Raw genomic sequence first — 18,911 nt, 5'->3', positions numbered from 1 at the left:
GACGGACACGGCCGGAGCTAGATGTTCGTCGACTCCGGGGGCACGCCGTCGGGCAGCGGCGCCGCGTGGTCGACGCCGGGGGCGCCACCCGCGGCGGGAGCGGCGGGTGTGTCCTCGAGGTCGAGGGTGTACGAGGTCATCGACAGCGAGCCGTAGGTGTAGCCGTCGACCAGCACGTCGGCGCCGTGCCCGGCGGCCGCGCCCAGCCCGGCGAGGTAGAGCACCGGGACGAGGTGGTCCGGCGTCGGCACCGCCGCCGCCCAGTCGCCGGCCCCGCGCAGCCGCAGCACCTCCTCCGGCGCGCCCGTGAGCACGGCCCGCGCGGCCTCGTCGAACCGCTGCGCCCAGTCGAAGCCTGACTCGGGCTGCCGGGCGTCCATGCCGGCGAGGTTGTGCACGACGTTGCCGCTGCCCAGCACCAGCACCCCGCGCTCGCGCAGCGGGGCGAGCCGGGCGCCGAGGTCCAGGTGGTACTCCAGCGGCTTGGTCGCGTCGATCGACAGCTGGACGACGGGCACGTCCGCCTCGGGGAAGACGTGCGCGAGCACCGACCAGGTGCCGTGGTCGAGGCCCCAGCTGTCGACGTCGGCCCCCACCCAGGTCGGTTTCACGATCTCCGCGACCTCCTCGGCGAGCTCCGGCGCACCGGCGGCCGGGTAGTCGACCGCGAACAGGTCCTGCGGGAAGCCGAAGAAGTCGTGGATCGTGCGGGGCCGCGGCATCGCGGTCACCGCGGTGGCGTTGATGTACCAGTGCGCGGAGATCACCAGCACCGCGCGCGGCCGGGGCAGCGCCTCGCCGAGGACACGCCAGGACTCGGTCCAGCGGTTGCGCTCGAGGGCGTTCATCGGGCTGCCGTGCCCGACGAACGCCGCGGGCATGGGTGTCGCCGCGGCCGTCATGGCCCGGGATCCTAGAACGCGGGCCAGGGGATGGCGGGCCCGTAGCCCGAGGGCTCGGGGAACAGCGGCACGGCCAGGACGAGGTCGACGCGGTCGGTCAGCGCCCGGATCTCCGAGAGCGTGACGTGCGGGCCCAGCTCCTCGCCCAGGTTCCCGGCGAGCTCGGCGCGCAGCTTCGACAGGGCCTCGATCTCCTCGTCGTTGAGCTCCTCGCCGACCCACCCCCAGAGCACCGTGCGGAGCTTGTCCTCGACGTGCATCGTGAGCCCGTGGTCGACGCCGTAGACCCGGCCGTCGTCGCCGGCCAGCACGTGCCCGCCCTTGCGGTCGGCGTTGTTGACCACGACGTCGAACACCGCCATCGCCCGCAGCCGCGGGTCGTCGGCGTGCACCAGCACGGCGGGTGCGCCGTCGTCCCCCCGGGCGCGCAGCACACCCCGCCAGCCCCGCGGGACCTTCTTGGGCGAGCGGATGTCGACCAGGTCCCCGGTCGTCCCGGTCTCCACCCAGGCCTGCACCATGCCTGGGCCGAAGGGACCCTCGCGCAGCACGGTCGGCGGCACGACGTGCCAGCCCGCGGCCTCGGAGATCAGGTAGCTGGCGACCTCGCGGCCGGCCAGCGTGCCGTCGGGGAAGTCCCACAGCGGCCGCTCGCCCCGGACCGGCTTGTAGACGCACTGCACGGTGCAGCCGTCGGCCGAGACGGTGCCGAACAGGGTGGCGTTGGAGGCGTCGACCATCCGCCCGGTGACCTCGATGCGTCCCCTGCGCAGGACGTCGAGCACCGCGGGATCGCGCAGGTCCGAACCGGTCAAGCGCGTTTACTCGCCCGCGCCGGAGACGTCCCCCATCGGGGAGCGCTGGTGGTAGCCGTTGAGCCGCACGCACACGTGCCCCTGCGGGTCGAGCGGCTCCGCGCACAGCGGGCACGGGGCGCGCCCGGCGGACACGACCTTCTCGGCCCGGTCGGCGAACTCGCGCGCCTGCACCGGGGACAGGAACACGCGCAGGGCGTCGGGGCCCTCCTCGGTGTCGTCGAGGACGACGGACTCGTCGACCTCCTCCTCGGTGACCGCGAGCAGCTCGACCACGATGGACCGCGAGTCCGCGTCCCACCCCAGGCCCATCGTGCCGACCCGGAACTCCTCCTCGAGCGGCACGGCCAGCGGGTCGTTGTCCGCGGACTCGACCTCCTGGCCGGTGTCGACCTCGCTGCCGAACCGCCGTGCGATCTCGGCGAGCAGCGCCTCGATCCGCTCCGCGAGCACCGAGACCTGCTGCTTCTCGAGCAGGACGCTGATCGTCCGCGCGTCCTGGATGGCCTGCAGGTAGAAGGCCCGGTCGCCGGGCTCGCCGACGGTGCCCGCGACGAAGCGCTCGGGCTGGCGGAAGACGTGGATGACGCGTGACATGGCAAAACCCAGAGTAGGCCACGGCCGCGGGCGTGGCACCCCGGTGTGGCCGACGAGCTCGTCAGGCCCCTGTGGAGCCACCGACCACCGCGTCGGAGGAGGGTTCGGGCTCGGGCGCGCCGTCGTCCTGCCCCTCGGCCCCCTCCTTCTTCTCGGGCGGGGGCGGGACCAGCGACGTGACGTCGCCGCCCACGTCGTTGACCCGCGCGACGAACGGCCGGGTCTTCGTGTAGGTCACCACCGACATCGAGCAGGTGTCGACGACGATCCGCTGGAAGTTGTCGAGGTGGCTGGCCAGCGCGTCGGCCAGCACCGCCTTGATGACGTCGCCGTGGCTGCAGGCGACCCAGATCGCGTTCGGCCCGTGCGCGGCCGCGATCCGCCGCTCGTGGTGCCGGACCGCGGCGACCGCCCGGGCCTGCATGCCGGCGAGGCCCTCGCCGCCGGGGAACACCGCCGCCGACGGGTGCGCCTGGACGACCTTCCAGAGGTCCTCCTTGGCCAGCTCGGAGAGCTTCCCGCCGGTCCAGTCGCCGTAGTCGACCTCGGACAGGTCCTCCTCGACGACCGGGGCCAGGCCGCGGGCCTCGGCCAGCGGGGTGACGGTCTGCCGGCAGCGCAGCATCGGGGAGGTGACGATCTCGGCGAGCGGCAGTGGCGCGAGCCGCTCGACCACCGCCGACGCCTGCTCGCGGCCCTTGTCGTCCAGCTCCACGCCGGGCGTCCGGCCGGCGAGGACGCCCGCGGTGTTGGACGTCGACCGGCCGTGCCGGAGCAGGATCAGGGTGGTCACGACGATCGAGCCTACGTGGCGCCGGGGGCCGCCCCGGTGGTGGTCCGGCCAGTTGGTGGCCCGGCTAGGTGGCGGACACCGCGCCGATACCCAGCGCCGCCATCAGCGCCACGCCGAGGGCGATCCGGTAGGCGACGAAGACGTACACGCTGTTGCGCTCCACGAACCGCAGCAGCCACGCGATCACGGCGTACCCGACGACGAACGCGATGACCGTGGCCACCACCATCTGCGGGACCGTCGTGTCGCCCGCCGTGACGTCCTTGAGCTGGAACACCCCGGCCGAGACGACCGCCGGGATGGCGAGCAGGAAGGAGTAGCGCACGGCCGCGGCGCGCTCGAGCCCGAGGAACAGGCCCGCGGTGATCGTCCCGCCGGACCGGGAGACGCCCGGGATCAGCGCCAGGGCCTGGGCGAAGCCGAGGAGGATGCCGTCCTTCACGGTGAGCTGCTCGATCGTGCGGCGCTCCGCGAGCCGCTGGCTGTAGCGCTCGGCGAGGCCGAGCAGGACGCCGAACACGATCAGCGTGGTCGCGATCAGCCACAGGTTGCGCGCGACCGTCTCGATCTTGTCCTGGAACAGCACCCCGAGCACACCGATCGGGATCGTGCCCAGGATGACCAGCCAGGCGACCCGGTAGTCCGGGTTCAGCCGGGCCTCCGGGTCGCGCAGCCCGCGGAACCAGACCGCGACCAGCCGCCAGATGTCCTTCGCGAAGTAGATGAGGACGGCCAGCTCCGTACCCAGCTGGCTGACCGCGGTGAACGCCGCGCCCGGGTCGTTGCCGAAGAACAGCCCGGACACGATCCGCAGGTGCCCCGAGGAGGAGATCGGCAGGAACTCGGTCAGGCCTTGGACCAGGCCGAGCACCACGACCTCGAGCCAGCTCATCGGACGTCCCCCCGGGTCACGGTCACGGGGCGTCACCGTAGCGAGGGCGGGGTCGACGGCCGCGGACCCACCCCCGGATGGCAGGCTCACCGGGTGCTGCGCAGGAGGGTCGGGGGGTCGGGGCTGCAGGTGTCCCGGATCGGGCTGGGCACGATGACCTGGGGCGAGGACACCGACGCCGAGGGCGCGGGCGAGCAGCTCCTCGCCTTCGTCGAGGGCGGCGGCACCCTCGTCGAGACCGCCGACGTCTACGGCGACGGGACAGCCCAGGAGGTCCTCGGCGCGCACCTCGAGGCCGGCCTGGTCGACCGGGACGACCTCGTGATCGCCGCCCGCGGCGGCCCGCCCGACGGCGCCCTCGGCCGGCGGGCCGCGCGCGGCGCCCTGCTGCACGGTCTCGACGCCACCCTGCGCCGGCTGCGCACCGACCGGCTCGACCTGTGGCAGCTACCCGGCTGGGACCCCCAGGTCCCGCTCGAGGAGACGCTGTCGGCGATCCAGGTGGCGGTGCTGAGCGGGAAGGTCCGCTACGCCGGGCTGGTCGCGCCCGCGGGCTGGCAGCTGGCCACCGTCGCGGAGCGGGCGCGCGCCCTCGGCAACGTCGTGATGCCGGTGTCGGCGCAGGCGGAGTACTCGCTGCTGCACCGCGGGCCCGAGGCCGAGCTGCTGCCCGCCGCGCGGCACCACGGGCTGGGGCTGTTCGCCTGGGCCCCGCTCGGGCGGGGGGTGCTCACCGGCAAGTACACCGACGGCACACCCGCCGACTCGCGCGCGACCTCGCCGTTGCTGGCGGCCTACGTCGAGGCCCGGCGCAACGAGCGCAGCGCGCGGATCGTGCAGTCCGTGCTCACCGCCGCCGACGGGCTCGGGACCTCACCGCTGGCCGTCGCGCTGGCGTGGGTGCGGGACCGGCCCGGGGTGGCCGCGGCCGTGGTCGGGGCCCGCGACGCCGCCCAGCTCTCCGCCTCCCTGGCCACCGAGTCGGTGACCCTGCCGCCGGAGATCCGGGCCGCGCTCGACGACGTCAGTGCCGGCCCCTGACCGCTCCGCGACGGCCGCGGCCGAACCCGGCCGAACCCCGGCCGGCCCTGGCCCCGGCCCGCGACACCCTCGTATGGTGGTCGTGTAACCCCAGGTTCACCGGGGGTCGCGAAGTACGGCGGGAGGTGACCGGTGGCAGGTACCGGTGCGGTGGAGGCGATCGATCCCGAAGGGAAACCCCATGTGGAGGGGGACTGGGAGTACCGCCCCCTCCGGATCGACGGTGACGTGCCCCGGCTGACGGCCGCCGTGCGCCTCGCGATCCAGGCCGAGTTCGCGGGATGGGAGCTCTCCCGGGTCCGGCTCTACCCCGGCGGGGTACGCAAGGTGTGGCTGCGCCGCCGTCGCACGGGGCAGATGTTGCCGGAGCTGTCCTACTAGTCCCGGCTAGTGCCGTCCGGTCTCCCAGTTCACCGGCGGCGGGGCACCGGCCCCCCTGGGTCCCGGCACGCCGCGGAACCCGTACGGCGCGGGCTCGCGGCCGGGCTGGACGAACCAGCACTCCCCCGGCTCGCCACGCTCCAGGATCGACTCGATCGCGGTCGCCACGTCCTCGGCCGTCAGCAGGGGGAAGTCGCCGAACTGCGCCTTGGCCCGCGCGATCAGCGGGGTGTCGGCGAAGCCCGGGCACACGGCGTTGACCACGATCCCCTCCGGCGCGAGCACCGGCGCCGCCGAGCGGACGTAGCCGACGACGGCGTGCTTCGAGGCCGTGTAGAGCGCGTCGCCCGGCATGGGGACCAGGCCGGCGAGCGAGGCCGTGACCACGATCCTGCCGCCGCCGGCCCGGCGCAGCGCCGGGACCGCGGCCGTCAGCCCGAAGACCACGTGGTCGACGTTCACGCCCATGATCGCCCGGTAGCCCGCGAGATCCAGCTCGGCGGTCCCGGACTGGCCGGACGTGATGCCGGCGTTGAGCAGCACCACGTCGAGATGCCCCTGCACCTCCTCGGCCGCGGCGACCAGCGCGGCGACGGCCTCGGGGTCGGTGACGTCGGCGACCCGGGCCGTGCCCCCGACCTCGCCGGCGACCAGCTCGGCGGCGTCGCCGTCCCGGTCCGCGACGACCACGTGCGCGCCCGCCGCGGCCAGCCGCCGGGCCGCGGCCGCGCCGATGCCGGAGGCGCCGCCGGTGACCAGGGCGACCTTGTTCGAGAGATCCATCACGAGTTCCTCAAGCCGTGTCCGTTGTTCCTGCTCACGCTGTTCGCAGGAAGCGATCGAGGACCTTGGCGCCGAACTCCAGGGCGTCGACGGGCACGCGCTCGTCGATGCCGTGGAAGAGCGAGGCGAAGTCCAGGTCCGGGGGCAGGCGCAGCGGGGCGAACCCGAAGCAGCGGATGCCCAGCTGGACGAACGACTTCGCGTCCGTGCCGCCGGACAGCATGTAGGGGACGGTCCTCGCGTCCGGGTCCTCGGTGCGCAGCGCGGCCGCCATGGCCTCGACCAGCGGGCCCTCGAACTCGGTCTCCAGAGCCGGCAGGTCCTGGATCCACTCGCGCTCGACGTCCGGGCCCAGCAGCTCGTCGACCTCGCGGAGGAACGCGTCCCGACGGCCGGGCAGGACACGGCAGTCGACCACGGCCTCGGCCGTCGACGGGATCACGTTGGCCTTGTAGCCGGCGCTGAGCATGGTCGGGTTCGCGGTGTCGCGGACCGTGGCGCCCACCATCCGGGCGACCGGGCCGAGCTTGGCGAAGGCGCCCTCGATGTCCTCGTCGGGGAACTCCATGCCGGTCAGCTCGCGGATCTGCTCGGCGAAGGCGCGCACCGTGTCCGTCATGACCAGCGGGAAGCGGTGGTTGCCCAGCCGGGCGACCGCCTCGGAGAGGACGGTCACGGCGTTCTCGTCGTGCAGGAAGGAGCCGTGGCCGGGCCTGCCCTTGGCGCGCAGGCGCATCCAGGCCATGCCCTTCTCGGCCGACTCGATCAGGTAGACCCGGCGGTCCTGGCCCAGGGTCAGGGAGAACCCGCCGACCTCGCCGACGGCCTCGGTGACGCCCTCGAACAGGTCCGGCCGGTGCTCCACCAGCCACTGGCACCCGTACGAACCGCCGGCCTCCTCGTCCGCCACGAAGGCGAACACGATGTCCCGCGGCGGGACGTAGCCCTCCCGCTTGAACTGCCGGGCGACCGCGATGGTCATCGCGACCATGTCCTTCATGTCGACGGCGCCGCGACCCCAGACGTAGCCGTCCTGCACCGCACCCGAGAAGGGGTGCACCGACCACTCGCTCGGCTCGGCGGGCACCACGTCGAGGTGGCCGTGGATCAGCAGCGCGCCCCGCGACGGGTCGGCACCCTTCAGGCGGGTGAAGACGTTGGTGCGGCCGGGGGCGCCCGAGTCCAGCACTTCGCACTCGTACCCGACCTCGGTCAGCTTCGCGGCGACGTACTCCGCCGCCTCCTTCTCCCCCGTGACGGTCTCCGGGTCGCCGGTGTTGGACGTGTCGATGCGGATGAGGTCCGAGCAGAGCTCGACCACCTCGTCCACCGCGCTGAGCGGGCCGGTCATGACGATGTTCCTACCACCCCGCCCCGACACCCATGCCCCTGCGCGGGGCCCGGAACGCCTCCGCTATGCTTCAACGGTCGCACCGGGCAGGGCCCGGGCGGTGCAGGTCCGAGTGGCGGAATGGCAGACGCGCTAGCTTGAGGTGCTAGTCCCCGAGTAGGGGGTGGGGGTTCAAGTCCCCCCTCGGACACAGAGAACATCTCCTCGATCACGACCCCGGCCCCTCTGGACCGGGGTTTCGTCGTTCTCAGGGGGTCGTCGCGTGATCGTCGCTCTCGTGCACCGAGGCCCGGCGACACAGCCGTGGACGCACAGGACCGATGATCACGGGCGCTGTCGGCGTGTCGTGATCGTCGGTTGCGTGCGTCGAAGGTGTGCGGCGGAGCACTCGATGCACGGGACCGGCGATCATGGCCGCACTTCCCCTGACCGGCGATCGGCGGTGGCGTGCACTGGCGGCCGCGGAGACGGCCGCCAGTGCAGGCATGCGTCGATCAGGCCGGGGCCGGTGCGACGACGGGGCGGCGGACGGCGCGGCGCAGGAGCCCGGCCAGGAGGACCAGGCCGCCGGGGAGCGTGCTCACGAGCGTCAGGACGCCGTAGGCCACGGCGGCGGACAGCCCCTGTGCCGCGCCGAGACCGACCGCGCCGAACGCGACGGCGGCCACGGCCTCGCGCGGGCCGAACCCGCCGACGTTGACCGGCAGGCCCATCACGAACAGGGCCAGCACCAGCAGCGGGAGCAGCTGGGTGGTCGGGGCGGTGGCGCCGACGGTCCGGGCCGCGACCAGGAAGAGCCCGAGGTACCCGGCGAGCGCGGCGAGGGAGAGCAGGGCGACGCCCGGCCAGGCGTCGCGGGCGAGGAGCCCGCGGCGGGCGTCGGCCAGCAGGGTTCCCAGGCCGGTCCGGACCCGACGGACGCGCAGCCCGACGACGGCGGCCACGCCGAGCACGCCGAGTGCGGGGCCCCAGATCTGCACCGGCAGGGACAACGCCGAGAGGACGGCCGGTTCGGCGACCAGCACGGTCGTGCCGACCACCACCAGCGCGACCTGCCCGGCGACCTTCTCCAGCATCACGGCGCGGGCGCTGCGGCCGACGTCCCCGACCGCGCGCCCGTGCTCGACGGCCCGGCCGACGTCGCCGAGGATGCCGGCGGGCAGCACGGAGTTGAGGAACAGCGCCCGGTAGCAGTGCGCCACGGCCGGTCCCAGGCGCAGCGGCATCCCGAGGCGCCGGGCGACGAGGACCCAGCGGGCGGCGCCGCACAGCGTGGTCGCGGCGCCGAGGACGAGCGCTGCGGCGACAGCGGGGAGGTCGAGGGCGCGCAGCCCGTCGAGCACCGGCCCCGCGCCCAGCCGCCAGATCACGACGGCGAGCAGCACCACCGCCACCGCGGTCCGCACCCGGGACGACCCCAGCACCGGCCGCATCGCCCGCCACCCAGCAGCCGCAGCCCGCGTCATGGCTCCATGACGCGGGCCACCTGGACGACCCGAGGGCGTTGTGGATCCATGCTGCGTCGCCCGGGCCGGCACGACGGGGGCGCTCACGACCGCACCCCCTCGAGGATCGCGGCGAGCGCGGTGGCGGAGGCAGCCCAGTCCGGGACCGTCCGCCGGCGCTCGTGGGCGGCGCCGCGAAGGCGGGTGCGCAGGGCGGGGTCGTCGAGCCAGTCCCGCAGCGCGGCGGCGAGGGCGTCGGCGTGCGGTGCGACGAGCAGGCCGGGCATCTCGCCCGACAGGGTGGCGCCGAGCGCCTCCCGCACTCCGCCGACGTCGGTGGCCAGCACCGGGATCCCGCGCGCGAGCGCCTCCAGCACCACCATCCCGAAGGCCTCGGCCCGCGAGGGCAGGACGAGCAGGTCGGCGGCGCCGTAGGCCTCGTCGAGGGCCGCGCCGGTGAGCGGGCCGTCGAGTCGGACGCGGTCGGCGAGGCCGTGTTTCTCCAGCTCGCGCCGGACGAGCGAGACATGCCCGGGCGCCCGGCCCAGCGGCCCCACCAGCCGGCAGCGCCACGACCGCGCCGCCACCCGCGCCAGCGCCCCGACCAGCAGGTCCTGTCCCTTCGTCGGGGTGACCGAGCCGACGCAGAGCAGGCTCGTGCCGTCCGTGCCCGGGGCGAGGGGTGCGGGATCCGCGCCGGGCGTGACCACGGGGACCGCGGCCAGACCGTGCAGCGCGGCGAGCCGCCCGGCCGACCAGGCGCTCGTCGCGACGACCGCCGCGGCCGACCGCAGCACCGCGCGCTCCCGCTCCGCGAGCGCGGGATCGGCGCCGGCCTCGTCGGCGAGCGGGAGGTGCACGAGCACGACGAGCCGCAGCCGCCCCGCCTCCGGCACCACGACCTCGGGGACCCCGCAGGCCACCAGCCCGTCGAGCAGGACGACCGCGCCGTCGGGGAGCGCCGCGAGCGAGGCCGCGAGCGCCGCCCGGTCGCCCGGCGACGGCGCGGGCCAGGTCCCGCTCGCCGCGATCTCCTGCACGCCGGCGAGCCGGGCCAGGACGCGGCGGTCGTAGACGTTGCCGCCGCTGGGCCGCTGCGGGTCGTCGACGTCGGCGGGCAGCACGGCCGCCAGCACCGGCGCGGCCACGGTCATGGCAGGGACCGCTCGTAGCTCGCCCACGCCACGTGGGACTCGTGCAGGGTCACGGCGATGCCCTCGAGGCCCCGGGCTCCCTCCCCCAGCTCGCCGGCCGCGACCCGCTCGGCCAGCCGGTCGGCGACGACCTTCGCCAGGAACTCCGTGGAGGTGTTGCGGCCGGCGAAGGCGGGATCGTCGTCGAGGTTGCGGTAGGTGAGCTCGCCGAGCACCGCCTGCAGGGCCGCGGTGGCCAGCCCGATGTCGACGACGAGGTCGTCGGCGTCGAGCTCGGCGCGCCGGAAGGTCGCGTCGACCACGAACGTGGCGCCGTGCAGCCGCTGCGCCGGCCCGAAGACCTCGCCGCGGAAGCTGTGGGCGACCATCATGTGGTCGCGGACGGTGATCCCGAACAACTGCTCCTCCTCGCGTCAGTAGGTGACACGGTGCAGGAGCCCGGACGGTTCACCGCCCTCGCCGAGAATCCGCGGCAGGTCCGCGGGCAGCCCGGTGAACGGCCCCTCGCTCGTGACGAGGGCGTCGTACCGCGGATCGGCCAGCAGGCGCAGCGCGAGGGCGATCCGGTCGCCGAAGCTCCGGCGTGAGCGCCGGGCGGCGGACACCATCCCGACCTGGCTGCTGCGGATCGTCAGCCGCCCGGGGTGGAAGGCCTCGCCCAGCGGCACCCGCACGGGTCGGTCGCCGTACCAGGACATCTCGACGACCTCGCCCTCCGGGCCGAGCAGCTCCAGCGACCGCGCGAGGCCCGCCTCGGTGGCGCTGGTGTGCACGACGAGGTCGCAGCCGTCGGCTGCCTCCCCCGGCGGCACCCACGGGACGCCGAGCGCGTCGGCGACCGCGGCGCGGGCCGGCAGCGGGTCCACGAGCTGCACCCGCACGCCCGGGAACCCCGCGAGCAGCGCGGCGACGCAGCACCCCACCATCCCGCCCCCGACGACGGCGATCCGGTCGCCGACCAGCGGGGCGGCGTCCCACAGCGCGTTGACCGCCGTCTCCACCGTCCCGCCGAGCACCGCGCGCTCCGGCGGCGTCCCCTCCGGCACCGGGGTGACCGCGGAGGCGGGCACGACGTACCGGGTCTGGTGCGGGTACAGGCAGAACACCGCCCGCCCGACGAGGTCGGACGGGCCCTCCTCGACCACGCCGACGTTGAGGTACCCGTACTTCACCGGCGCCGGGAAGTCCCCGTCCTGGAACGGCGCCCGCATCACGGCCCGCTGGTTCTCCGGCACACCGCCGCGGAACACCAGCGCCTCGGTCCCGCGGCTCACCCCCGTGTACAGCGTGCGGACCAGCACCTCCTCCGGCCCGGGGCGTGCGACCTCGACCTCGTGCAGCGAGACCCGGCCCGGCGCGTCGAGCCACAGAGCCGTGTCGGTCATGCCCCGCCCGATCTCCGGGGTCGGTAGCACAGGAACATGAGGTCACCGATCTGCCGGCTGTCGGTCAGCTGCATGCGCGAGGCGGGGCCCTGCGGGAACTCGGCGGGGTTGACGAACCGTGGCGCGTCCCGCTGCCCGACGAAGAACGGCGCGTAGACCAGGTGAAGCTCGTCGACCGCGTCGGCGGCCAGGAACAGGGTGTGGACCGAGCCGCCGCCCTCGACCATCAGCCGTTCGACGCCCCGTTCCCGCAGGTCGGCGAGCATCCGCGGCAGCTCGAGCGGGTCCCCCGCGCCGACGACGGTGGCCACGCCGCCGAGCTTCGACCGCACGTCCTCGACGGTGGCGTCGCAGGTGTAGACGAACCGCTCGGTGTCGCCGGCGGTGAAGAACCGGGCCCCGGGGTCGACCTTGCCGCAGCGGGTCAACGTGACCTTGGCGGGCGACTCGGACCGGCCCGCCGCGACCCGGGCCCGCCGGCGCTCGGCGGAGCGGACGAGCAGCCGCGGGTCGTCCGCGCGGATGGTGTTGGCCCCGACCAGCAGCGCGTCGGCCCAGGCCCGCACGTCGTCGACGCGGTCGAGGTCCTCGTCGTCGGACAGGATCAGCCGCGCCTCGGCGACGTCGTCGATGTAGCCGTCGAGGGACACCGCCGCGGAGGCGATCACGTACGGGCGGTCCATCACGTCCCGCATCGTGCCGTCTCGGGAAGCCCGTGTGCCAGCGGCGAGCCGGGACTGCCCCGGACGGCGCAGCGCCACCTGGCCCGGCCGGTAGCGTCGGCAGGATGCCCGACCCGGAGCGGCGCACCCCCGCCGAGCTGGAGGTGCGCCCCGACCCGGCGCTGTGGACGTTCCTGTCGCGGGAGCGCCGCCGCGCCCGGGCGAGCGTGCGGTGGGACGGCGACGCCACCCTCGGGCACGTGGTGCAGAGCCTCGGCATCCCGCTCACCGAGGTCGGCGCGCTCCGGCTCGCCGGCCGCGAGGTCTCCCCGCAGGAGCGCCCGGTGCCCGGGACCGCGCTCGCGATCCTGCCCGTGGACCGGCCGCAGGACGTGCCGGGCGCGACCGGTTTCCTGCTCGACGTCGGGCTGGGGACCCTGGCGCGCCGGCTGCGGGTGCTCGGGATCGACGCCGCCTACCGCAACGACGCCGACGACGCGGAGCTGGTCCGCGACGGCGCCGCGCAGCGCCGGATCGTGCTCACCCAGGACCGCGGCCTACTGATGCGGCGCGCCCTCTGGGCCGGTGCGCACGTGCGCGGCGACCGTCCGGACGACCAGCTCGCCGACGTGCTCGACCGCTTCGCCCCGCCGCTCGCCCCGTCGACCCGGTGCACCGCCTGCAACGGCGACCTCGCGCCGGTGGCCGCCGAGGACGTGGCCGACCGGCTGGAGGCCGGGACCCGGCGCACCTACGCCGAGTTCGCCCGCTGCCGCTCCTGCGGGCGCGTGTACTGGCACGGCGCCCACCGAGAAGGCCTGGAGCGGATCGTGAGGGCCGCGCGCGCAGTGGTCGCGCGCCGCCGCGGGTGACGCCGCGGGTCGGCCCAGTCGGCTGAGTCGGTTCAGTCGACTCGGTCCGCCGTGTCCCGGGTCCGGGTCCGGCGCAGCAGCCAGGTCACCACGGCCGCGGAGACCATGCAGATCCCGACGACCCACAGCCCGACCTTGTTGTTGCCGGTGGCGTCGGACAGCGCGCCCGTGACGTACGGGGCCACGAACCCGGACAGGTTCCCCAGCGAGTTGATCAATGCGATGCCCGCCGCGGCCGCAGCGCCGGTCAGGTACGCCGTGGGCAGCGACCAGAAGCCGGGCAGCGCCGCCAGCACACCGCAGGCGCAGATCGTCACGGCCACCATCGCCAGCCACGGGTTCGCCAGGTAGAGCGCGATCGGGATGGCCACGCCGCCGACCAGCGCCGGCACGGCCACCCGCACCGTCGGGTTCGTCGAGCGGCGGGTCCACACGATCATCACGACCAGCCCGACGACGTACGGGATCGCGTTGATCAGCCCCTGCTGCACGGTGGTGAAGTGGGTGCCGTACTGCGCGGAGAAGTTCTTGATGATCGTCGGCAGGAAGAAGCCGAGCGCGTAGAGGCCGTAGACCACGCCGAAGTACACCCAGGACAGCGCGAGCACCCGCGGGCTCTTCAGCGCGCCGAGCACCGACCGCGGACCGGCCTCGGAGACCTCCCGACCCTCCGCGGCGAGGGCGCGCTCCAGCGCGTCCTTCTCCTCCTGCGGCATCCACTTCGCGTCCGCGGGCCGGTCGGTGAGGACGAACCACACGACGAAGGCGAGCAGCACCGACGGGATGCCCTCCACCAGGAACATCACCCGCCAGCCGGACAGCCCGAACAGCCCGTCGCCGTGCTCGATGATCAGCGAGGACACGACCGCGCCCAGGGCGGTGGAGATCGGGATGGCGGTCATGAACCACGCTGTCATCCGGGCCCGCTGCGCCGCCGGGAACCAGTACGTGAGGTACAGGATGATCCCCGGGAAGAAGCCCGCCTCGGCCACGCCGAGCAGGAAGCGCAGCACGATCAGCACCGTGGCGTTGGGCACGAACGCCATGAGCGTGGCGATGATCCCCCAGGTCACGAGGATGCGGGCGATCCACCGGCGGGCGCCGAAGCGGTGCAGCATCAGGTTGCTGGGCACCTCGAGCAGCAGGTAGCCGATGAAGAACACGCCCGCAGCCACGCCGAAGAGCGTGGCCGACAGGCCCAGCTCCTGGTTCATGCCGTTGGGCCCGGCGAACCCGATGTTCACGCGGTCCAGGTAGTTCACGAAGTAGAGCAGCATCAGGAGCGGGACGAGTCGGCGGCCGGCCCGGCGCACGCCGGAGCGGACCAGCCGCTCCTCGGTCCCGACGACGGTGTCGGAGCTCATGCGGGGGTTCCTTCCCAGGGGGATCGGGTCAGACGACCTTGCCGGGGTTGAGGATGCCCCGGGGATCGAGTGCCTGCTTGACGGAGCGGTGCAGGTCCAGCACCGCGGGGCTCAGCTCGGCCGCCAGGCCCTGCATCTTGAGCAGCCCAACGCCGTGCTCGCCCGTCACGGTGCCGCCCAGCGCGAGGGCGTCGGCGACGATGTCGTCGAAGGCGGCCTGGGCCCGGCGGCGGGCGGCCTCGTCGCCGTGGTCGGTGATCAGGAGCGGGTGCAGGTTGCCGTCGCCGGCGTGCGCGATGTTGGCGATGGTGATCGCGTGCCGCTGCGCGGTCCGCTCGATCCGCGCCAGCATCTCGGGGACCTGCGCCTTCGGCACGCACACGTCCTCGGTCAGCACCGGGCCCAGCCGCTCCAGGGCGGGATAGGCCAGCCGCCGGGCCGCGAACAGCGCCTCGGCCTCCTCCTCGTCCGTCGACCGGACCGCGAAGCTCGCGCCGGAGGCGTCGAAGCACTCCACCATCCGCTCGGCCGCGGCCTCGCCCGCCGCGCCCGGTTCGTCGAAGCGGGCCAGCAGCACGACGTCGGCCTCGACCGAGAGCCCCATGTTCTTCCAGGCGTCGACGGCGGCCAGGCAGTGCTTGTCGACGAGCTCCAGCGCGGCCGGGGTGAGCCCCGCGGCGGCGCTCGCCGCGACGGCCCGCCCGGCGTCGACGATCGAGGAGAAGTAGCCCGCCACGGTGATCGCGGGCGGCGGCAGCGGCCGCAGCCGCACGGTCACCTCGGTGACGATCCCGAGCGTGCCCTCCGAGCCGACGACCAGCCCGGCCAGGTCGTAGCCGGCCACGCCCTTGGCGGTGCGCCGGCCCAGCCGCACCAGCTCGCCGGTGCCGGTGACCATCTGCAGGCCGAGCACGTAGTCCCGGGTCACGCCGTACTTCACGCAGCACAGCCCGCCCGCGTTGGTGGCGACGTTCCCGCCGATCGTCGACCACGGCGCGCTGGCGGGGTCCGGCGGGTACCAGAGCCCCTCCTTCGCCACGGCCGCGCGCAGGTCGTCGTTCACCACCCCCGGCTGGACGACGGCGAGCCGCTCCAGCGGGTCGATCTCCAGGACCCGGTCCATCCGGTCCAGGGCCAGCACGATGCAGCCGTCGACGGCGTTGGCGCCGCCGGACAGGCCGGTCCCCGCGCCGCGCGCGACCACCGGGACCCGGTGCCGGTAGCAGGCCGCGACGACGGCCTGCACCTCCTCCGGGGTCGTCGCCCGCACCACGGCCAGCGGGGTCCCGACCGGGGCCCACTCGGCGTCGTCGTGGGCGAGCGAGGCCATCACGTCCGGGTCGCGCAGGACCCGCTGTGCGGGAACGCCCAGCTCGTCGAGGACGCCGGTCCCGGTGGTCCCGCTGTCCGGCCGGGTGTTCGTCGGGTTGTTCGTCGGGGTGGTCGTCACAGCTCCTCCAGGAACTCGAGCAGCGCCGCGGTGAACTCCTCCGGCCGGTCCAGGTTGGCGGCGTGCCCGCAGTCCTCCAGCACCAGCGCCCGGCCGCGCGGGGTGTCGCGCAGCGCGGCCGCCGCGTGCTCGCAGGGCCAGAGCTGGCTCTGCCGGCCCGCCACCATCAGCACCGGGATGGTCGTGCGGGCGACGACGTCGCGCCAGTCCTGGCGCGCGTGGTCGGCGAGCAGGGCCTCGGTGCCGACCGGCTGCGCGGGCACGGCGTCGGGGCCGAGCCGCTCGATCAGCCGCACCAGCGCGGGCGTGGCCTGCTCGTCGGTGAACCCGCGGCCGGTCTTCGGGACGCCGTCGGCGAAGAAGGTGCCGAGGTTCTCCGGGGTGAGGCCGTAGAAGCCGTAGGGCCAGTCCGCGGTGTTCACCATCGTCGGCGTCTGGTCGACGGTGACGATCCCGCGGATCCCCGCGGTGCCGAACAGGTCGACGTACGCCCAGATCACGTTGGCGCCCATCGAGCCGCCGACCAGGGTGACCGGCGCGTCCGGGGTGCCGAGGCCGAGCTGGTCGAGGGCGTCGCGCAGGTCCTTGCCGTGCCGGGCCATCCGGTGCCCGAAGGCGGGGGCCTCCGAGCGGCCGTGCGAGCGGCGGTCGAGGCAGATCGCCCGGTGGCCGGCCGCGGTGAGCCCGTCGACCTGGAAGACCCAGCTGGTCGCGGGGGCGCCGTAGCCGGCCAGCAGCACGACGGGCGGGCCCTCGCCGCCGCTGTCGCCGAGGTGCAGGGTCACGCCGTCGCTCGTGCGGACGGTGCTCTCGGTCATCCTCGACGTCCTTCCCGGTGGCGGCGGCTCCCGGCCGGCACCGGGTGCGAGGGGACCATGCCGCGCCCGGTCCGATCCATGGAGGAAACGTCCCCCGCTGCGGCAGATCCGTGGAGATATCCTCCTGCCCGTGACGTGGCTGCAACTGCTGGCCGACGACCGGGGCGCGGCGGAGCTCGAGGCCCACCGGTCCGAGCTGCTCCTGGCCGGCGCCGACCCGGTGCGGACGGAGACCGAGGCGGGGTGGGCGCTGCGCATCCACGCCCGGCTGGGCGAGCGGCGGCGCCACGCCGTCGAGCTCGCCGCGCTGAACGAGCTCGCCCGCCGGCTGGCGACCCTGCGCGATCCGCAGGCCGTGCTCGGCGAGGTCGCCGCGCAGGCCCGGCGGCTGCTGGCCGTCGACGTCGCCTACCTGATGCTGCGCCAGTCCGACGCGCTGCTGCGGATCGAGGTCGTCGACGGCTCGATCGGCGCGGCGCTGCGCGGGATCGAGCTGGCCGTGGGGCAGGGGCTCGGCGGCGAGGTGCTGCGGACCGGACGGCCGATGGGCACCGAGGACTACCTGGCCGACCACGGACTGCCGCACGCCGCGGACGTCGACGCCGCCGCCCTCTCGGAGCACCTCGGCGGGATCCTCGGCGTCCCGCTGCGGACCGGCGCGGGCACGATCGGCGTGCTGTGCGCGGCGGACCGGCGGCCGCGCCGCTTCACCCCGCGGGAGATCGAGCTGCTCGCCGCGCTCGGCTCGCACGCGGCCGTCGCGATCGGCAACGCCCGCCTGTTCGAGGAGAACCGGCACGCGCTCGCCGATCTGGAGCGGGCGAACGCGGCGCTGCGCCGCAGCGAGGAGGCGCGCCGCGAGGCCGACGCGCTGCGCGACCGGCTGACGGCCGCGGTGCTGCGGCGGGGCGGAGCCGCGGCGATCGCGGCGGAGCTGGAGCGGGCGCTCGGGGTGGCGGTCGCGGTCTTCGACGCCGACGGCGTGCGGCTCACCGGCCGGGGCCCACGGCTCGACGAGCTGGTGGGCACCCCGCCCGGGGAATCAGCCGCCGAGAGATCCGCGCGGGAGGGACCGGCGCCGCAGGGATCGACGCCGCAGGGATCGACGCCGCAGGGATCGACGCCGCAGGGATCGACGCCGCAGGGATCGGCGCCGCAGGGATCGGCGCCGGCGCGGGTGACGGGTCCGGCCGGGCCGGTCGTCGTCGCACCGGTGGAGCTGCCGACGGGCCGGGCGGGATGCCTGGTCGCGCACCGTGCGGTGTCGGGTCCCGAGGCCGAGCGGGAGGCCGGACTCGACGAGGACGCCGAACGCGTGCTCGCGCTCGGTGCGACGGCGATGGCCCTGGTCGTGGCGTCGGAGCGGACCGCGGCGGAAGCGGAGCTGCGCACGCGGGGCGAGTTCCTCGTCGCACTGCTCTCCCCCGAGTCCGACGAGGGAGCGGTGCGCCGGCGCGCCCGGGCCGCGCGCGTCGACGTCGGGCGGATCAGCGCGGTCGCCGTGCTGTCCCCCGCGGCTCCGTCTCCCGCAGTCCCTTCTCCCGACGGCCCGTCCCCCGGCGGCCTGCCTGCCGGGGGTACCGGGGACGGGAACGACGGGCTCGCCGGGGACGACCCGCGGGCCGCCGCGGCCCACGGGGCTCGGGTCGCCGCTGCGCTGCGCGGGTGGTCGGCGGAGCACGCGGGCGAGGTCGTGGTGCTGGTGCCGGGAACGGCGCCGGAGCTGCTGCGGGACCGGCTCGCGACGGGCCTGCCCGCCGACGTCGCGGCCGGCGTCGCGGACTGCGCCGGCGGGGTGTCGGGGGTGCGCAGCGCCCACGAGAACGCCCGGCAGGCGGCCGCGGTTCTGCACGCCCTCGGCCGCACCGGTCGCCCGACCCTGGCTGGCGAGCTCGGCATCTACCGCACGCTGTTCAGCCGGGCCGGCCGCGGGGAGGGGCGCGCCTTCGTCGAGACCACCCTCGGCCCGCTCCTGGGCCACGACCGCGACCACGGCCGGGACCTGGTCGCCACCCTGCGGGCCTACCTCGACCACGGCGAGCACCACGCCCGCACCTGCGAGGCCCTGCACGTGCACGCCAACACCCTCTACCGGCGGCTCGACCGGATCACCGCGCTGCTCGGCGCGGGCTGGCGCGCGCCGGACCGCCTGCTGGAGATCCGGCTCGCGCTGCACCTGGACGCGCTGCTCGCCCGCCTGTGAAGC

Annotated in this window: 19 protein-coding genes and 1 tRNA gene; 5 read left to right on the top strand and 15 right to left on the bottom strand. The window is 75.1% G+C overall.

Going from position 1 to position 18,911, the window contains the following annotated elements; translation table 11 throughout:
- Positions 1 to 17: 17 nt before the first annotated feature.
- The 5 genes from ygiD to LWC33_RS09165 form a co-directional block, all read right to left on the bottom strand.
- Positions 18 to 902 carry a 4,5-DOPA-extradiol-dioxygenase gene (ygiD, locus tag LWC33_RS09185; protein ID WP_233303829.1) on the bottom strand — a complete coding sequence of 295 codons (885 nt, stop codon included), beginning with the start codon at positions 900 to 902 and terminating at the stop codon, positions 18 to 20.
- Positions 903 to 913: 11 nt separating this feature from the next.
- On the bottom strand, positions 914 to 1,642 hold the full coding sequence (locus LWC33_RS09180) for an SCO1664 family protein (protein WP_233303883.1): 729 nt from the start codon (positions 1,640 to 1,642) through the stop codon (positions 914 to 916).
- Positions 1,643 to 1,723: 81 nt separating this feature from the next.
- Positions 1,724 to 2,314, bottom strand: a complete 591-nt coding sequence (locus LWC33_RS09175; RefSeq protein ID WP_233303828.1) for a DUF3090 domain-containing protein — start codon at positions 2,312 to 2,314, stop codon at positions 1,724 to 1,726.
- A gap of 61 nt (positions 2,315 to 2,375) precedes the next feature.
- Positions 2,376 to 3,107 (bottom strand): histidine phosphatase family protein, encoded by a 732-nt coding sequence (locus LWC33_RS09170; protein WP_233303827.1) that lies wholly within the window; start codon positions 3,105 to 3,107, stop codon positions 2,376 to 2,378.
- Between the two features lie 64 nt (positions 3,108 to 3,171).
- Complete coding sequence (locus LWC33_RS09165) at positions 3,172 to 3,999, bottom strand: undecaprenyl-diphosphate phosphatase (protein WP_233303826.1); 828 nt, start codon at positions 3,997 to 3,999, stop codon at positions 3,172 to 3,174.
- Between the two features lie 93 nt (positions 4,000 to 4,092).
- On the opposite strand from LWC33_RS09165, the gene LWC33_RS09160 reads away from it, so the two are divergent.
- Together LWC33_RS09160 and LWC33_RS09155 are read left to right on the top strand one after the other, a co-directional pair.
- The gene (locus LWC33_RS09160; protein ID WP_233303824.1) at positions 4,093 to 5,040 is read left to right on the top strand and encodes an aldo/keto reductase; all 948 of its coding nucleotides are present in this window, start codon (positions 4,093 to 4,095) and stop codon (positions 5,038 to 5,040) included.
- A gap of 132 nt (positions 5,041 to 5,172) precedes the next feature.
- Positions 5,173 to 5,421: a DUF5703 family protein gene (locus LWC33_RS09155; protein ID WP_233303823.1), complete on the top strand. Its 249-nt coding sequence runs from the start codon at positions 5,173 to 5,175 to the stop codon at positions 5,419 to 5,421.
- A gap of 6 nt (positions 5,422 to 5,427) precedes the next feature.
- Here the strand turns inward: LWC33_RS09155 and LWC33_RS09150 are convergent, their stop codons facing one another.
- Both LWC33_RS09150 and LWC33_RS09145 read right to left on the bottom strand, forming a co-directional pair.
- A complete protein-coding gene (locus LWC33_RS09150; protein WP_233303822.1) occupies positions 5,428 to 6,204 on the bottom strand; it encodes an SDR family NAD(P)-dependent oxidoreductase in 777 nt (258 codons plus the stop codon).
- A 34-nt stretch (positions 6,205 to 6,238) separates the two neighbouring features.
- Entirely contained in the window at positions 6,239 to 7,555 is a 1,317-nt protein-coding gene (locus tag LWC33_RS09145; protein ID WP_233303821.1) for a M20/M25/M40 family metallo-hydrolase, read from the bottom strand.
- Between the two features lie 106 nt (positions 7,556 to 7,661).
- Between LWC33_RS09145 and LWC33_RS09140 the strand changes: the two genes are divergently transcribed.
- Positions 7,662 to 7,745, top strand: a tRNA-Leu gene (locus tag LWC33_RS09140).
- Between the two features lie 304 nt (positions 7,746 to 8,049).
- On the opposite strand, the gene LWC33_RS09135 is transcribed toward LWC33_RS09140, so the two are convergent.
- The 5 genes from LWC33_RS09135 to LWC33_RS09115 form a co-directional block, all read right to left on the bottom strand.
- Positions 8,050 to 8,988, bottom strand: coding sequence for a lysylphosphatidylglycerol synthase domain-containing protein (locus LWC33_RS09135; RefSeq protein WP_233303820.1), 939 nt, complete (start codon positions 8,986 to 8,988; stop codon positions 8,050 to 8,052).
- Positions 8,989 to 9,104: 116 nt separating this feature from the next.
- A complete protein-coding gene (locus LWC33_RS09130; protein ID WP_233303818.1) occupies positions 9,105 to 10,154 on the bottom strand; it encodes a glycosyltransferase family 4 protein in 1,050 nt (349 codons plus the stop codon).
- Positions 10,151 to 10,552, bottom strand: coding sequence for a 6-pyruvoyl trahydropterin synthase family protein (locus LWC33_RS09125; protein ID WP_233303817.1), 402 nt, complete (start codon positions 10,550 to 10,552; stop codon positions 10,151 to 10,153). Before LWC33_RS09125 ends, LWC33_RS09130 begins: the two co-directional genes overlap by 4 nt.
- 15 nt (positions 10,553 to 10,567) lie before the next feature.
- Positions 10,568 to 11,539: a zinc-dependent alcohol dehydrogenase gene (locus LWC33_RS09120; RefSeq protein ID WP_233303816.1), complete on the bottom strand. Its 972-nt coding sequence runs from the start codon at positions 11,537 to 11,539 to the stop codon at positions 10,568 to 10,570.
- The gene (locus LWC33_RS09115; RefSeq protein ID WP_233303882.1) at positions 11,536 to 12,222 is read right to left on the bottom strand and encodes a RibD family protein; all 687 of its coding nucleotides are present in this window, start codon (positions 12,220 to 12,222) and stop codon (positions 11,536 to 11,538) included. Before LWC33_RS09115 ends, LWC33_RS09120 begins: the two co-directional genes overlap by 4 nt.
- Positions 12,223 to 12,326: 104 nt before the next feature.
- Between LWC33_RS09115 and LWC33_RS09110 the strand changes: the two genes are divergently transcribed.
- The gene (locus LWC33_RS09110) at positions 12,327 to 13,073 is read left to right on the top strand and encodes a Mut7-C RNAse domain-containing protein (protein WP_233303815.1); all 747 of its coding nucleotides are present in this window, start codon (positions 12,327 to 12,329) and stop codon (positions 13,071 to 13,073) included.
- Between the two features lie 32 nt (positions 13,074 to 13,105).
- Here LWC33_RS09110 and LWC33_RS09105 read toward each other — a convergent pair whose 3' ends face one another.
- The 3 genes from LWC33_RS09105 to LWC33_RS09095 form a co-directional block, all read right to left on the bottom strand.
- Positions 13,106 to 14,437 (bottom strand): MFS transporter, encoded by a 1,332-nt coding sequence (locus LWC33_RS09105; protein WP_372476578.1) that lies wholly within the window; start codon positions 14,435 to 14,437, stop codon positions 13,106 to 13,108.
- 28 nt (positions 14,438 to 14,465) lie between these two features.
- The gene (locus tag LWC33_RS09100; protein ID WP_372476580.1) at positions 14,466 to 15,809 is read right to left on the bottom strand and encodes an FAD-binding oxidoreductase; all 1,344 of its coding nucleotides are present in this window, start codon (positions 15,807 to 15,809) and stop codon (positions 14,466 to 14,468) included.
- A 74-nt stretch (positions 15,810 to 15,883) separates the two neighbouring features.
- Positions 15,884 to 16,705 (bottom strand): alpha/beta fold hydrolase, encoded by an 822-nt coding sequence (locus LWC33_RS09095; protein WP_233303814.1) that lies wholly within the window; start codon positions 16,703 to 16,705, stop codon positions 15,884 to 15,886.
- Between the two features lie 130 nt (positions 16,706 to 16,835).
- Here LWC33_RS09095 and LWC33_RS09090 point away from each other — a divergent pair, with 130 nt between their 5' ends.
- Entirely contained in the window at positions 16,836 to 18,908 is a 2,073-nt protein-coding gene (locus tag LWC33_RS09090) for a helix-turn-helix domain-containing protein (protein WP_233303813.1), read from the top strand.
- Positions 18,909 to 18,911: the final 3 nt, after the last annotated feature.

This window comes from Pseudonocardia terrae, assembly GCF_021343995.1.
Lineage (GTDB): Bacteria > Actinomycetota > Actinomycetes > Mycobacteriales > Pseudonocardiaceae > Pseudonocardia > Pseudonocardia terrae.
Note: the sequence above shows the minus strand (reverse complement) of the source record. Positions and strands in the feature narration are given on the sequence as shown.